At 67.0% G+C, this 14,809-nt stretch carries 12 protein-coding genes; 3 read left to right on the forward strand and 9 right to left on the reverse strand.

Going from position 1 to position 14,809, the window contains the following annotated elements; translation table 11 throughout:
* Positions 1 to 155: 155 nt before the first annotated feature.
* Positions 156 to 647 (reverse strand): SgcJ/EcaC family oxidoreductase, encoded by a 492-nt coding sequence (locus AC0AIB_RS25320; protein ID WP_465097614.1) that lies wholly within the window; start codon positions 645 to 647, stop codon positions 156 to 158.
* A gap of 59 nt (positions 648 to 706) precedes the next feature.
* Here AC0AIB_RS25320 and AC0AIB_RS25325 point away from each other — a divergent pair, with 59 nt between their 5' ends.
* Together AC0AIB_RS25325 and AC0AIB_RS25330 are read left to right on the forward strand one after the other, a co-directional pair.
* Complete coding sequence (locus AC0AIB_RS25325; protein ID WP_465097615.1) at positions 707 to 1,186, forward strand: MarR family winged helix-turn-helix transcriptional regulator; 480 nt, start codon at positions 707 to 709, stop codon at positions 1,184 to 1,186.
* Between the two features lie 301 nt (positions 1,187 to 1,487).
* A complete protein-coding gene (locus tag AC0AIB_RS25330; protein WP_465097616.1) occupies positions 1,488 to 2,711 on the forward strand; it encodes an ISAs1 family transposase in 1,224 nt (407 codons plus the stop codon).
* Between the two features lie 532 nt (positions 2,712 to 3,243).
* Here AC0AIB_RS25330 and AC0AIB_RS25335 read toward each other — a convergent pair.
* The 3 genes from AC0AIB_RS25335 to AC0AIB_RS25345 form a co-directional block, all read right to left on the reverse strand.
* The gene (locus AC0AIB_RS25335) at positions 3,244 to 3,843 is read right to left on the reverse strand and encodes a transposase (RefSeq protein ID WP_465097641.1); all 600 of its coding nucleotides are present in this window, start codon (positions 3,841 to 3,843) and stop codon (positions 3,244 to 3,246) included.
* A 31-nt stretch (positions 3,844 to 3,874) separates the two neighbouring features.
* Positions 3,875 to 4,936, reverse strand: a complete 1,062-nt coding sequence (locus tag AC0AIB_RS25340; protein WP_465097617.1) for a class I SAM-dependent methyltransferase — start codon at positions 4,934 to 4,936, stop codon at positions 3,875 to 3,877.
* Positions 4,937 to 5,379: 443 nt separating this feature from the next.
* Positions 5,380 to 6,162: a transposase family protein gene (locus AC0AIB_RS25345; protein ID WP_465097618.1), complete on the reverse strand. Its 783-nt coding sequence runs from the start codon at positions 6,160 to 6,162 to the stop codon at positions 5,380 to 5,382.
* 428 nt (positions 6,163 to 6,590) lie between these two features.
* Between AC0AIB_RS25345 and AC0AIB_RS25350 the strand changes: the two genes are divergently transcribed.
* Positions 6,591 to 7,175 carry a DinB family protein gene (locus AC0AIB_RS25350; RefSeq protein ID WP_465097619.1) on the forward strand — a complete coding sequence of 195 codons (585 nt, stop codon included), beginning with the start codon at positions 6,591 to 6,593 and terminating at the stop codon, positions 7,173 to 7,175.
* An 862-nt stretch (positions 7,176 to 8,037) separates the two neighbouring features.
* On the opposite strand, the gene AC0AIB_RS25355 is transcribed toward AC0AIB_RS25350, so the two are convergent.
* The 5 genes from AC0AIB_RS25355 to AC0AIB_RS25375 all read right to left on the reverse strand — a co-directional run bounded on the left by AC0AIB_RS25355 (position 8,038) and on the right by AC0AIB_RS25375 (position 14,677).
* Positions 8,038 to 9,279 (reverse strand): cytochrome P450, encoded by a 1,242-nt coding sequence (locus AC0AIB_RS25355; protein WP_465097620.1) that lies wholly within the window; start codon positions 9,277 to 9,279, stop codon positions 8,038 to 8,040.
* An 84-nt stretch (positions 9,280 to 9,363) separates the two neighbouring features.
* Positions 9,364 to 10,209: an aspartyl/asparaginyl beta-hydroxylase domain-containing protein gene (locus AC0AIB_RS25360; protein WP_465097621.1), complete on the reverse strand. Its 846-nt coding sequence runs from the start codon at positions 10,207 to 10,209 to the stop codon at positions 9,364 to 9,366.
* Between the two features lie 50 nt (positions 10,210 to 10,259).
* Complete coding sequence (locus tag AC0AIB_RS25365; protein WP_465097622.1) at positions 10,260 to 11,396, reverse strand: DUF6421 family protein; 1,137 nt, start codon at positions 11,394 to 11,396, stop codon at positions 10,260 to 10,262.
* Between the two features lie 19 nt (positions 11,397 to 11,415).
* Complete coding sequence (locus tag AC0AIB_RS25370; RefSeq protein ID WP_465097623.1) at positions 11,416 to 12,228, reverse strand: DUF6202 family protein; 813 nt, start codon at positions 12,226 to 12,228, stop codon at positions 11,416 to 11,418.
* A 79-nt stretch (positions 12,229 to 12,307) separates the two neighbouring features.
* Entirely contained in the window at positions 12,308 to 14,677 is a 2,370-nt protein-coding gene (locus AC0AIB_RS25375; protein WP_465097624.1) for a non-ribosomal peptide synthetase, read from the reverse strand.
* Positions 14,678 to 14,809: the final 132 nt, after the last annotated feature.

Here is a 14,809-nt window from a genome sequence, read left to right on the forward strand (position 1 = left end):
GTGACCACCGCGTCAACGTCGCTCGCTCATCGTCGGTCAGCGTCAGCGGCGCAGTGGGACGCCCGGTTCTCGGCATCCCACCACCCTACCCACTTATCAGGCGAATTTCCGGCGCAGGACACTAGCCGATGAGCGGCTACCTGCCGGTGTCATGTTCAGGTCGTCGTGGCGCGGCGGCCGACGCCGAGTCCGCGAGCTAGCCTCCCCATGGCCTGGGCCATGCGGGAGGGTGCGGAGTCGGGGGCGGGGATAGTGACCGGCCTGACGCGACCGTTGTGCAGGGCAGTGAACCGCCAGCCGTCCTGGGTACGGACGGCGACCAATGTCTGCCGGGACAGTCGCCGCTTGGGCAGCGTCGATCGCCAGGGCATCAGGACCGATGCGGTGCCGTGGATCACCGCGACGTCCGGGCTGACGTAGCGGATCGATTCGATGCCACCGACGAGCGCGGATCGGGCGAGCACGCCACGGAAGAGCCGGTCGTGGGCTTCTTGCATCGGCATGCGGCCGACTGCGCGGGTGCCGTCGTAGGAGACGTAGTCGGAGTCTTCGGTGAAGCAGTCCGCGTAGGCGACCGCGTCGTTGTCTGTCCATGCCCGCATGAGGCGGCCGAACAAGGTGCGAATCGCGTGGTCGTCGACGTTCATGGGTGCTCCCCATCGGGTAGGATCAGGTCGTCGAAGATTACGATAACAGAAAGGTTCGAATGTCGAAACGTGAGTTGATTGGTCTCGTAGCCACGCATCTGCGGCTGCTGCAGCAGAGCATCGACGCGTTCGACGAGGCCGTAGCCGCCGCGCTGGAGATCAACCGCACGGATCTGCGGGCACTGGACCTACTACTGGAGGGCGACAAGCCGCTGTCGGCCGGAGAGCTGAGCAATTCGCTGAGCCTCAGCCCGGCCGCCACGACCACGGTCATCGACCGCCTCCAGCGCGCCGGACTCGCCGACCGGATCGCGGACCCGCACAACAGGCGGCGGGTCCTCGTCGCGGCCACCGACACTGCCCGTGGCGCCGAACGCCAGATCTACGCACCGGTCGGCGTCGCAGGTTCCGAGGCTCTAGGCCGATACACGTCCGAGCAACTCGCCACCATCCTCGACTTCCTACGCGTGGCCCGTCATGTCCAGGAGGAACAGACAACCCGGATCGCGAGCACACAAGCCCGGCTGTACCCGACGTAACAACCCTGCGCGGATGGTCCACACTGGGTCCTTGTCGTCGACCGGCCTGGCGAGGCGGTGCCTCATCGTTTCGGACGTCCTCACGCCGTCTTGCTGGACCAGTAGTCCCGGTCGGGCACCAGTTGTCACCCTTTAGCATGGTTTTTGCAGGGGGTCTGCTCAGGGCCCCGGCAAAGTCGTGAGGGTGTCTGTCTTGGAGGGCTTGGAGTAGAAGCGCCGTTGTTGGTGGTAGCAAGACGGGCATGACCTGCTCGGAAGATCATCAAGGTTCCTACGCCATGCTGATCGCCCGAAGTGAGTCATGCCCGCGCTGCCATCATCGCTGATCTCGTCGGTGTCCTGCGCACCGGCTCTGACCGTTGCCGAAACCGCTGGTGGGCTACCCGAAGCGCTCGCTGGTCTGCCTGATCCACGGGCCAGGCGGGGTGTCCGGCATCGGCTGACGGTCGTGGTCACCGCCGCGGTGTGTGCGGTGGTCGCCGGCTACCGTTCGTACGTCGCGATCGCCGAGTGGGTCGCCGACGTGCCGGCGTCAACGGCTGTCGCCTTGGGCATGGCTGCCGACCGACGTCCGTCGGAGGCGATGATCCGTCGGCTGTTGCAGGCCGTGGACCCGCAGTTGCTGACTGCGGCGGTCAGTGTCTGGCTCGCCGGCCGGGCCACCACCACCTCGACGGCCGGTCGGGCGATCGCCGTCGACGGTAAGACCTTGCGCGGCTCCCGCACCACCGACACCCCGGCCCGACACGTGATGACCGCCTGCGACCAGAACACCGGTGTCGTCCTGGCCAGCATCGACGTCGACGGCAAGACCAATGAGATCACCCGATTCCGGCCGCTGCTCGACCAGATCAGCGACCTACGCGACACGGTGATCACCGCCGACGCTCTGCACTGCCAACGTGACCACGTCGACTACCTCGCCGAACGTGGCGCGCATTGGATCCTGACCGTCAAAGGCAACCAGCCCCACCTGCACGCCCAGCTCACCGGCCTGCCCTGGCGGGCAGTCCCCGACGCCACCCGCGACACCGACCGCGGACACGGCCGCCGCGAGATCCGCAGCTGCAAGATCCTGACGATCTCCACCGGCATCGACTTCCCGCACGCCGTCCAAGCCATCCAGATCCGCCGCCGCAGACGCCGCCTCGACCAGCCGAAACGCTTCACCACCGAAACCGTCTACGCCATCACCGACCTCCACGTCCACCAGGCAAAGCCGGCACAACTGGCCGGCTGGATCCGCGGCCACTGGTCGATCGAGAAACAAGGTCCACTGGGTCCGCGACGTCACCTACGACGAAGACCACAGCCAGATCCGCACCGGCACCGGACCCGAAGTCATGGCCGCCCTCCGCAACGCCGCGATCGGCGCCCTACGCCTGACCGGAGTCACCAACATCGCCGCCGCCAACCGACATCACGCCCGCGACAGCACCCACCTGGCACTACTCGGCATCACCTGACGACTTTGCCGGGGCCCTGCCCCACGTCATCGGAGGGGCTGATCACCATTCGCTACTGACCCCTCACGGCACGCTGACAGTAGACGATCGCAGTAGCAGGAGGCCATCCCACCCGAGGGTACCACCACACGTGCCCTCAAGCCGGGAGACACCCAAACCCACCAGGCTCAACGACGAACTCGGAACCGATTCACGTACCAGAATGTGGGCACCAGCAACGGTAGACGACACCATGATCAAAACCCGCCCGGACTCGGCAACCGCCTACCGGACAGGGCCGGACGCGAGGGATGCTCGTCGCACGAGCACCCACCGAGCACCCAACCGACCACAAGGGACGGAAAAGCAAAGGGGCCTGACCGCCATTCCGGCAGGTCAGACCCCTTTTGATCTTGTGCGCCCGAAGGGACTCGAACCCCTAACCTTCTGATCGGTAGTCACGTGCTTCAATGCGACTAACGATCAGGCCTCCATTTGTCCGAATCCGTCCGGCGGGGTCCGGCCAAAACCTGCATAGTCCTTGCAGGTCCGTGCACCATATCGCTCTCGGTTAATACACGAGAGCCCTCGATGAGAGGTCTTATATCCGCACTAGTCCCGCCGCGTCCGCGTCAGTTCGCCGACGTCCGAGCAGCCACCGAGCAACCACCGTGACGTACTTCGGCGGCTCGCACCACCCCAGGGAACCAGAACCATTACCTCCGGCTGCCGCCGTAGATGGACTATTAAACTTATCCGCGCTCGGTACCAACGGGCCCTGCCATCCGGGCATCCCTGACCGATCCGCGGCTCGAACGACCCAGCTCGGTCCCGCGGGACCTGGATCCGCACCGGCCCTACCTCGGTCTGCAGCGTCTTCGCACCGTGCCCGTTACGGATGTTGGCCCGCCGACCCGATTCCTCATCGACGCCGGCCTCGTCGAGGTGGACGTCCATCTCCGCGTCGAGCGCCGATTCCAGCACCGTACGGGTGATCCCGGCCAGTAGCCCACCCGGTCCGACCAGCGACACCCCGTCGGCCTTCACCCGCTCGACCAACTGCTGGGCGAACTCCAGCTCCGCCGGCGTCGGCTGCGGAAGCTGTAGCGGTCGTCTTCTTGCTTGCCATGACGTGGTCCTTTCCGGACAGGATCGACGTCCTGTCCAACCGACCACACCCAGGTCAAACACGGAATCTACACAGTCCCGCACCTGAGTCGGCAATATCTGGCCCAACGAGCCCTCATTGTCGATGCTTCACCGTGAGTGTCATACTCGCGACGGCAGTGACCCGACGTTGGTCGAGCGAACGAAAGAATGCGTCCGCCTTAGCAGGATGGTCAATCAGTAAGGTGCCTTTCGGCAGGCGCTTCTCACCCAAATACCGAGGCGGAAGCGAGAAAGGTGAGTCACGGTGGACTAGCAAGCTAATCTCCCAATCGTCGGGTCGATGGAGTCGACGCACGACATAGTCCTCCCAACTCCAATCACGTTCGTTCTTTTCACAGAGCATCCACAGCTGGGCATGACCGGAAGGTGCGAGAAGCTTGGCGAGGCCATAGTTGAGGAAGGCAAAAGCCACATCGGCATTGGGAGCATTGAAGGCGACATGGTCGAATCGTTCGCGCGAATGGAAGGTCTCCCACCCATCCACTGCATACGTGATGGAGAGGGCATTCAACCAGGCGTTTACGCGGGCGAAACCCACCTGCCGAGATTCTGGGTCGAAGCCCATCACTCGCTCATAATCCTGCGAGATAAGGGCTGACTGGCAACCCGAACCACAGCCCACATCCAGGAATGACACCGCGCCATCAGGCTTGCAAAGGCTGTCAAGCAGCTCGAGCGAGGACGCGTGGGGAGGCATGCAACGGTTGGCGGTGTCGTGAACGACGAAGTCGTCACCCCTGTTATCGAACAGGGGATCCGCGAGGAAGTAGCGCCCCCGAACTTCTGTAATGACCGCCTTTCCCCGCACGAGCGTGGCATTCTCCTCCGCCGCCACGATTAGCTTCGTACGCCGCAACAGGCTCGTGAGTCGATCGTCGAGGCGGTCAAGCTCCGAGATCGACACCCGCCCGGAAAGCATGAAGAGTCTGGCGAGCACGGCAAGCGGATCTTCGATTTCCGACAGGTTGTCCATATACAAAAAGGAGAAGCGGCCAATGTTGCCGAGAATCTCTTCTGCCGGCTCCGCCAGGCCAAGAAGATCCCGAAGTGCTTCAGTTGCGTAGCCTGAACGGCGGAGGAAGGCGCTTAAGGCCCTCCAGTCATCGTAGTGTACCGTCTCGACGTCGAACTCCACTTTACTCCCTCACCGAGATGTCTCGGGTTACGTAAGTGCCGCCGTGGCTTGAACAGTCAATCCATTCTTGGTGTCGGCCGGTGCTGGAGCGGCCGAGGACGTGTCGCAAGCCCGAGTTGCACCCCAGCTACATGGTTCAGCTTCGCGGGGACCTTCTGGTGCCTTGAGCTGTTATCGGACGTGCGGCAGAAGCTGGATTTGAACCTGCGGCCCCTTGACCCCAGGCGTTGGCAGGCCCGGCGACGCGCTACCGGACGTCTTGCCAGGTCGCTGCGAAGTATATTCACCCGAGTAATGGGCTCCATGTCTCTGGCCTGTTCAGTTGTGGCCGGAACACCTCCGAGTTGCGGGACCCGCTGATAGTGCGCGAGCGCGTCGGCCGCCCGCTGCCGTGCAGAGCCGACATGAACAGCGCCTCCACGTCCTCCGACAGTGAGCCCTTTTCATCGTGGGTTTCGGCTGGTCTGGACGTGATGTAGGACGAGGATGGCCTGGACGATCGTGGTGGCGCGTCGGGGGCAGCAGCGGAGCTTGGCCAGGATCTTCCAGGCCTTGAGGGTGGCGACGGCGCGTTCGCCGACGGCTCGGATCTTGGCGTGGTGGCGGTTGATGGTCTTCTGCCGGTGGGACAGTCGGGGTCGGTGTCGGCGGCGTTTGAACGGCGTACGGACACTGCCGCCAGCGCCCTGGTACGCCTTGTCGGCGAAGGTCATGACGTTGACGCTGGCCAGTGCGTCGATTAGGCCGTGGGTGCGGGCGGCGGTCAGGTCGTGCACCGCGCCGGGCAGGGCGGGTGAGGCCCACATCAGACGCCCCTTGCAGTCCGCGATGACTTGCACGTTCATCCCGTGGCGCTTGTGCTTTCCGGAGTAGTACGGGTGCTGGTCGGCGACTCGGTCGATGGGGACCAGGGTGCCATCGAGAATCGCGTGGGCGAGCCGGCCGATGCGCCGCAGGGCCGCGTTCAGATGGTCGGCGTGCGTGGCGAGTAGGTCGATGGCTTCCCGGACGTACCGCCAGGCCGTGGTGATGCTGACCGTGAATCCGCAGGCCAGGCGGGTGATGGTGTCGCCGTTGCGGAGGTGGGCCAGGGCGAGCAGGGCATGTCGGCCGGCATCGAGGCGCCACCACCGGCCCCGGCGTCGGGCACGTGCGGCGCGGATGAGGTCGGCGAGGTGGTTCAGGGCACGGCTGGACAGCGCGATCGTGGACGGGTGAGACAGCACAGCGAGGCTCCCGGTTGGGGCATCGGATCTTGGTCGACTGCTGTCTTACCGGGAGCCTCGTCCTATGTCGACACCAGCTCTCCTCCACACCCATCGCGACCAGGCCCGTCACGATGAAAAGGGCTCAGTGGATGCGCGGAAGCCGGTGCGGCGGCCTCGCGGCACCGCCGCGCGCCAACCGGGGCGCTCAGCAGGTCCACGTGGGCGATGGTGACAACGTGCTGCAGGCGGGTGCGCTGGCTCTCCGCGTACGCTCCCACCGCTCCGGCCAGCTGCTGACCGTGCACGAGCGACAGCGCCACGGCCGTTTCCTCGCGCAGAGGGCCGGCGGTTGCCCGAGAGCTTCGGCGTAAGCTGAACGCGAGACTCAAATCCGCCGGAAGGGTCGAGGTCGATCTCACGGACCGTGCATGGCATACTGCATCCCCGTGATCGATGATTTCGCCAAGGAATACTTGCACAGCGATCTGCGCGATGTCCGGGAGGCGCTGGTCTGGAAGCTCGATGGGCTGTCCGAATACGACATCCGCCGCCCCCTGACCGGCTCGGGCACGAGTCTCCTCGGCCTGGTCAAGCACCTAACAAACATCGAGTACCGATACTTCGGCAACGTCTTCGACCGCCCGTGCCCGGAGCCGCTGGGCCGGTGGGACGACGAGCGGCTTTGGGCCGAGGCGATGTGGGCGACCGAGCACGAGACCCGCGAGGAGATCATCGGCCGGTACCGCCGGGTCGCGGAGCACTCCGACGCGACGATCAACGCCCTCACCGTCGAGGCACCGGGCTACGTGCCCTGGTGGCCCCGTCCGAACGTCAAACTGTTCAACATCCTGGTGCACGTGCTCACCGAGACCAACCGGCACGCCGGGCACGCCGACATCCTGCGGGAGCACCTCGACGGCGCCACCGGGACCGAGGCGAGCCACGCGGATTCGCAGCCCGACGCCGCGTTCCGGCGGTCCCGGTTCGCCGAGGTCGAGCGGGCCGCCAGGGCGGCGGTGGGCACGCCCTGACGATGCCGGGCCGAGGTCGCCGCGGCGGCGGCCTCAACCGGCGGGCGGATGCCGCCACCAGTAGAGGACCGTGGTGTCCTCGGGCCACGGCACGTGCTGCACCCCGCGCGGCTCGAACAGATCGCGGTCCGGATCGATGGGCGCCAGCCGGGATCGACGACCTCGGGCGGGGCAGGCGGGCGCGCCCGCGGCAGGTAGTCCCGGTGGCAGGCCCGGAAGAGCCGGTAGGTGGCTGCCCCTCGAGCAGCGACAGCCGATTCGCCCCGGCGGCCCGGTCCGGCCAGCGAAGCGGCCCGATGTCGTCCTCGGGAATCAGACCGGGCAGATTTCGTACGACCCGGGCGGCCCCGTGCAAGGTCAGCCGGCCGCAGCAGACGCAGGGGAAGCCGGCGGCCACCGTCGCGGTGCCGGCCCGGTCGGCGGGGTTCGTTCGATCGTCCGTCATCGCTGCCTCCGGCGCCCGGCGGTGTCGGGCCACCACGTGCGAAGTCCCGCCGGGGTGCACAGTGCGGCCAGCGTGCGGAGCCGTTCGAGCGCATGGCGGTAGCTGCTCCCACCCGGCGCGATCCATCGTCGACGGCCCCACCGCCCCTGCGGATACGTGTCGGGCAGCTCCTCGCCCCGGCTCGCGTAGGCGCCTGGTGGCAGCCCCAGTCGCGAGGGATGCACGCAGACCGGTACCCGCGTCTCGATGAGGACTCGACAGCGCGCCGCCTTGTCGAAGCAGGTGTCGGACTTCGGCCGGGTGGTCACGTCGAAGCTACCCGGCCGGTACATCCGCGCCGGGCACGTCGGACACCATTCGCGCCGGGTCTCCTCTTGGATCGTCATGTCGTTCCTCTCCCCCGTTCGGACCGTCCAGCTATCGCAGATTCACCGGAAGACTGCTGACGCCCGCGAGGAAGCTCGACCTCATCCGCTCCACCGGTCCCGCCGATTCCAGCTCCTCGACCTGGGTACGCAGCTCGTCGAGCAGCATCCTGAGCTCGACCCGGGCTAGCGCGCCGCCCATGCAGAAGTGGGGTCCCTGGCCGAGGGTCAGATGCCGGTTGGGCGTGCGCGAGATGTCGAACCGGTAGGGATCGGGGAAGATCTCCTCGTCCCGGTTGGCGGAGACGTTCCAGACCGTGACGATGTCGCCCGTCTTGATCTCACATCCGCGTACGGTGACGTCCGCCGTCGCCGTCCGGCCGATGTGTGTCGCCGGCGTCGTCCACCGGAGCACCTCCTCGATCGCCGTGTCGAGGAGGCCCTCGTCGTCCTTGAGGCGTTTCCACTGGTCCGGGTGCTCGATGAAGGCGAGCGCCGCGCCGGCCGAGGACAGCCGCGTCGTCTCGTCGCCGCCGATGATGATGTTGTAGCAGTTCAGCAGGACCTCGGCGTCGGTCAGCGGCCTGCCGTCGATGGTCTGGGTGGCCAGCAGGCTGACGATGTCGTCGCCGGGGGCGCGGCGCCGCTCCTCCAGCAGGTCGGAGTAGTAGTCGAGGATGTCGCCCTGTGCCGCCGAGGCCGCCTCGGCCGACTCTGGTGATCCGTCCGCGCCCATCGCCGTCATGGTCAGTTCGAGCATGGCCGGGCGGTCGTCCGCCGGGACGGCGAGCAGTTCGCAGATGGCGATCAGGGGGATCTGCGCCGCGACGTCGGCGGCGAAGTCGCAGCCGCCGGCGCGCACGGCCGCCCCCACCAGGTCCTTTGTCGCGCTGCGCACGCTCGCCGAGATGTGGGCAATGGCCCGAGCGGAGAAGCCAGCCTGCAGGAAGCGCCGAACCTCGGTGTGCCGCGGAGGGTCGGTCACGACCAGCATAAGCCCGCCCGCGGCGTCGCCGCCGGTGAGCAGGGTGCTGAGCATGTTCCCCTGCCGCGAGCTGAGCCGGGCGGTGTCCCGGTAGATCGCGGTGATGTCCTGATGGCGGCTGAGGACCCAGAACCCGGGCCGTCCGCCGTCCGGCTCGCACCAGGCGACGGGATGCTCGGCGCGGAGAGTACGCCAGGCTTCGCAGGCATCGGGATCGGGATGCCGGGCCGGATCGATGAGATCGAACGAGATGGTGTGGCGCGATTGTCGCAAAGCGGTTATCCCTTTCCCTGCCACGGATCCGCGCATGACAAGAGGGCGACGGCAGGATCCGCCAGATACCCGGGTGTCGCGCTCCGCGTACCTCGCCGGACGGCCCCGCTCGCACGCCGGTCAGGCGCTCAGCTTCGCCCGGTCCACGAGCACGTGATTACTCAGCCACTCGAGCCGCTCCAGCACGTCGTGCCGGTCCGCGTTTCTGGCAATCCGGCAGGCGAGCTCGTACACCTCGGAGACCGCGATCTCGGAAACAAAGTACTGCTTGATGATCAGGCCGAGCACGTCCCGGTAGTTGTGCGGGCCGATGATCGCGGAGAGGCCGAGGATGGCGTCGCGCTGCTCGTCGGTCAGCGGTCGGCGCGGCACCACGGACGTGCCGAACCGGTCGTGCTCCGTCGCCGGGTCGGGATCGAAGCGGAGGGTCTCCTCGACCGTCTCGCTGGCGAAGTCGAGGATGAGGTGCGTGCGGTCCTCGGTGAAGAACGAGACCGCGCTGTGCGCCCGGCTCGCATCGATGAACCACACCTCGCCCTGGCCCATGTGGTAGATGGTCTCGTCCTCTGAGTTGAAGCAGGTGTCCGAGGTGTGCAGCGGGATGTGGATGCGGACGAGCTCCTCTTTAAGCTCCAGATAGTCCCGGTGCGGAACCATCACGCTGCCCGGCGTGATCCGGCCCAGGCGCGCGAACCGCATGCTCTCGGTCCGGAAGTGCTCATTGATCAGTTCCATCAGGTACGGCAGCTGCCGGCCGTGATCGGTGAGCTGGTATGGCCCCTCGTACTCGGTGATCGTGGTGTCGTAGAGATCGCCCGTTCCGTTGCACAGATAGGAGCCCTTCCAGGAGCCACAGGTGAACTCGCTGTAGGCGTCGCTGTACCTGAAGCGGTCGGTTCGCGCCAGGTCCTGTGCGAGACGGACCGGATCAAGAACCAGTCGGCCCAGGCGTCGGCTGCGGGTCATCGGTACATCCCTTCGCTACGTTCTGAATCTCATGGCCGGTGCATGACCTGTCAGATGCCGAGCCGCTTCTTGATGTCGGCGAAGAATGCCAGGTGCCGGTAGTCGCCCGTCGCCTCGTCGAAGTCCGTGTACTTGTTCGCGAAGTCGAGCAGGCCCTGCTTCACCTGCTCCACCGGCTTCTCGTGGATCTGGCGTTCGATCTCGTTGATCTCGCCGAGGAAGGCCTCGAGCACCGCCGGCAGCTCCGGGCTCAGGTGGATCCGGCCGTCGATGAGGAAGATCCCGCCGGCCTCGGTGAGGTAGGTGAAGAGCAGTTGCGACGCGACCGCGTCGTAGTTCGGCCGCGCGGTGCCCTCGACCGAGTAGCGCAGCAGGCGTTCGGCCAGGATGAACTGGTAGGCGAGCGCCGACATGTCGGAGGCGAGCTTCTCGTCCTTCAGACACACGAGCATCGAGGACACGTCCGTCCTGAGTTCCTCGAGCCCGGCCAGGGCCTTCGACTTCTTGGCGGCCAGGTAGTCCGGGATCGGCATGTCGCCCTGGCGATGGTGGTACTCGTGCAGCCGCACCCACCACGCCGAGGCGGCCTCCAGCATCTGCTCGGTGGCGGACCGGACCAGCGGAAATGCCTCCGGAGCCATGACCTCGTCGATGAGCAGACGGGTCAGGCGCAGGTGCCGCTCGACGAACTTGTCGATAAAGTAGAAGATAAGGTCGTCCGGCTCCTGCACGCCGTCGATGTAGTTTTCCGGGAACAAGGCGACCACCGTACGCGCCCGGAATCCCTCGGACATCTCCTCGATCACCACGGGCATCGTGGGGCTCGGGTACCCCTCGATTAGGCGGGCATCGGTCGGCAGCGTCCGATACTTCAGGAATTCGAGGGACAGCGACGGAAAGTAGGAGGCGTCGAACAGCCCGAAGATGGAATTCTCGGAGGCGGCGTTCACCAGCGACTTCGTGCGCAACAGCCGCCGGTCGACGCCGAACTCCCTGATGTCCTCCATGAACGCCCGCACGACCGGGCTCAGGCTCAGCGCCTTCGTGTCCGCCAGCCGGTCGGCCAGGTCGTTGAGGAAGCCGGGCTCCCGGAACCGGTCCCGGCCGCCCAGTTCCTGACGCAGCCGGTTGACTTCCTCGACCACCTCGTCGACGCCGGGACGAACGGCGCTCGATGCGTACTTCATAGTCGGTTCGATCATTGAACTAGTTCGCCAACGCGGTCGCGAAGTCGTCGAGCGCGCGGGCCCAGTTCGCCGTGTACTCCGAGGCGAGCCGGGTGAAGTTCCGCTGTTCCTCCACGGTGGACACCATTGCGGTCATCCCGGTCTCCTCGTCGCTGACGGAGCTGGCGTGCGAGGTCTCGGCCTTGATGTGCGAGTCGATCCAGTCCAGCGCACCGGGGCCCCGGTAGAGGCTTGCGCCGGCCGCCTCGACCTTGGCGTACATGCGCCGGAAGGCGACCGCGATGTCAAGCGCGATCGCCTCGACGACCCGCAGCTGCACCGCCGCGCCGAGCGGCTCCGCGGCGAGGCGCCTCATGTTCGCAATGAGGGCGTTGACCCCGTCGGCGGGCCGCGCGGCGAGCTCGGCGTCCGACGGATCGACGACATCGGTCAGCGGGCCGACGATCGAATCGGCCCACCACACATAGTGCACGCCCGCGGCGCCCTTGGGCGCGACGGCGTCGAACTCCCCGGCGAAGTTCGCCATGTCGTCACCGATGACCTTGTACGCGGTCTGGTAGGCGCCGAGCACGTCCCGGCTGGGCCCGGCGCCGGCGCTGAACCGCTGGGCCACCACGCCCAGGCTGGCGATCGTGGTGAACATGAACGCTCGCGTCATCGCCTCCCACTGCAGGGCCACCCGCAGCGCCGGGACGGGCGCTACCTTCTCTGTGGACCGCGCACGTTCGAAGAACTTGTTGTTCGGACGGGTCAGGTTCGCCGCGGCAATGATCTTGGAGATGCTGTCGTCGAACGACGGGTCGAGCTCGAGGGTCGAAGCTGGGGACGTCACGGTCGCCTCACAATCGGTTGGTGGAGGGAACACTCTGCGTTCTCGGGTTAAAAATGGGTGGGTCGGCCGGGAGAACACGTCACGACCGGCGCCCCAGACTCGGCCGGGCGGCCGCGGGCCCGGCCCGATCCAGGATCGACGCGATTTGCCGGACCGTTGGGTTCTCGAGAATCTGCCTGATTCTGATCTCGAGTCCCAGCTCTTTTCGGATGCGATTCTGGACGCGCATGACGCGGAGCGAATCGCCACCGAGGTCGAAGAAGTCGGCGCTGGCGGTGCGGACCTGAACCTTCAGCACGCTCGAGAGAATCTCGGCGACCTTGGATTCCATGGGGGTGAGCGGCTCGAGCCGGGATTCCCCGGCCGGCGGCTCGTCCAGCAGTGGCCCCTTCGCCTCCCACCGGGCGGCAAGGGCCTGCCGATCGATCTTATGATTGACGGTCAGCGGCATGGCGTCAACCTGCTCGATGAAGGCCGGAACCATGTATTCGGGAAGTTCGCGACGCAATTCGGCGAGAACTGCGGCAAGGTCCAGCGGAACCCCTGCGGTGACGAAGGCGAGGAGATTCTCCGCCCCGCCCGCGTCCTTGCGGTGCAGCAAAACCGCCAGCCTCACCCCCGGCACACGGGAAAGCCGGTGCTCGATCTCCGGCAGCTCCACGCGATAGCCGCGGATCTTCACCTGACCGTCGGCCCGGCCGAGGAACTCCAGCTCCAGATCCTCGTTCAGGACCGCGACGTCGCCCGTACGGTAGAGACGTCCGCTCACCCCGGCGACCTCGACGAACGACGCCTCGGTGAGCTCCGCACGGTTCAGGTATCCGTCGCTCAGTCCGTCGCCGCCGACGTAGAGCTCCCCCGGCACGCCGACCGGCCGCAGCCTGCCGTCCCGGTCGAGCACCCACGCCGTGGAGTTGGCGATCGGCCGCCCGATGGGAATCCGGTCCGCATGGGTCCGGGTGACGCGATGCACGACGGAGAACGTCGTGTTCTCGGTGGGACCGTAACCGTTCAGGAATTCGCTGTCCGGGCAGGCCCGGACCGCCGCCGCGAGATGGCCCGGGGAGGCGACGTCGCCACCGAAGATCACCCGGCACCCGTTGAACACCGCCGGGTCCTGCTCGGCGAGCTGCTCGAAGAGCCCCGCCGTGACCCACAGGGTGTTCACCGCGTACCGCGCGATCGCGGCACCGAGGTCCCCCGCGTTGAGCACCGTCTCGCCCGGCACTAGGACGAGGGACCCGCCGTTGAGCAGCGCCCCCCAGAACTCGAACGTCGTGGCGTCGAACGAGATCGCCCCAGTCTGCAGGATCCTCGTCCCGGGCGACAGCTCCACGAAGTCGGTGCCGCAGACCAACCGCACCACCGCGCGTTGGCACACCACCACACCCTTGGGCCCACCGGTCGTGCCCGACGTGTACATCACGTAGGCGGCGTCCGTCGCCGACACCGCGACCTCCGGCGGCTCCACGCCGACGGGCGGCTGCACGGGTACGGCGAGGTCCAGGACGGGGATCCGGGCCGGGCCCGCGGTCCCGTCGACCACCAGCAGGGCCGCGCCGCTGTCCTCGAGAAGGAAGTCCCGCCGGGCGTCCGGCACCTCGGGGCCGATCGGCACGTAGGCCGCACCGAGCCGGAGGACGGCCAGCAGCGCAACGATGAGTCGCGGCGACTTCGCCACTTGCAACGCGACGCGGCTGTGCCGGCCGATGCCATACGCGCCGAGCCGCACCGCCAGCCGCCGGGACAGCTCGTTCAGCTCGCCGTACGTGGTCTCGTCCCCGTCGTGGAGAACCGCGACCCGATCGGGATAGGCGGCGGCCCGCGCGGCGAACACCTCGAAGACGGACGCGTCGCGGGGGTAGGGCCGGGCGGTGTCGTTCAGCGCCGCCCATCGGGCCCGCTCCGGTTCGGACAGCAGCTCCACCTCGCCGATCGTCAGCAGCGGCCGGTCGACGCTCTGCCGGAGAATGTTCTCGAGGTGCCCCAGCAGCCGCTCCACGAACTCCGCGGAACAAACGTGCTCGTCGAAGTCCGCATGCACGACGACGCCGAGCGAGGTGGCCTCGTGCGAGATCGTCAGGCCGGCCGGGTTCCGACCGCCGGCCGGGCCCAGGAGGTAGCCGAAGCTCGGATCCGGAGAGACCTCCGGCGCGCCGGCCAGGCCGTCGAGAGCGGCGGAGACGGTACGCCGGTGCGCCTCCAGGCTCAGTCCGGACGGCATGGCACTCACGATCTCCACATCGGTGCCGCGGTACCGGATGCCCAGCCGGAACGCGTCACGGTCGCCGTATTTGCGCGCCAGCACAAGAGCGGCCGCGACGGCGAACTCGTCGACGCTCGGGGCCAGGCGGGCCGAGATGTCACCGGGGATCCGGCGCGATCGGCGTACCGCCTCGCAGGCACCGGCCCGGGAGCACGGCCCGCCGAACGGCAGGGTGGAGAACATGCCGCCCTCCTGCTGCGCAGCATCGCTAGACACGGTCATTCGCGCTCCTTCGAAGAAGTTGAACGGCGACACCCGGACCCTAGGGAGGAAAGAGGCGGACCGAGCCGTCAACGCCGCCGCTGCATGCCGCAC

The sequence above is a fragment of the Micromonospora sp. DSM 43699 genome, assembly GCF_055517075.1.

Coding starts and splice junctions, on each gene's coding strand:
- AC0AIB_RS25320 (WP_465097614.1), bottom strand. CDS start 647: ATGAACGTCGACGACCACGCGATTCGCACCTTGTTCGGCCGCCTCATG.
- AC0AIB_RS25325 (WP_465097615.1), top strand. CDS start 707: ATGTCGAAACGTGAGTTGATTGGTCTCGTAGCCACGCATCTGCGGCTG.
- AC0AIB_RS25330 (WP_465097616.1), top strand. CDS start 1,488: ATGCCCGCGCTGCCATCATCGCTGATCTCGTCGGTGTCCTGCGCACCG.
- AC0AIB_RS25355 (WP_465097620.1), bottom strand. CDS start 9,279: ATGCGCGGATCCGTGGCAGGGAAAGGGATAACCGCTTTGCGACAATCG.
- AC0AIB_RS25360 (WP_465097621.1), bottom strand. CDS start 10,209: ATGACCCGCAGCCGACGCCTGGGCCGACTGGTTCTTGATCCGGTCCGT.
- AC0AIB_RS25365 (WP_465097622.1), bottom strand. CDS start 11,396: ATGAAGTACGCATCGAGCGCCGTTCGTCCCGGCGTCGACGAGGTGGTC.
- AC0AIB_RS25375 (WP_465097624.1), bottom strand. CDS start 14,677: ATGTTCTCCACCCTGCCGTTCGGCGGGCCGTGCTCCCGGGCCGGTGCC.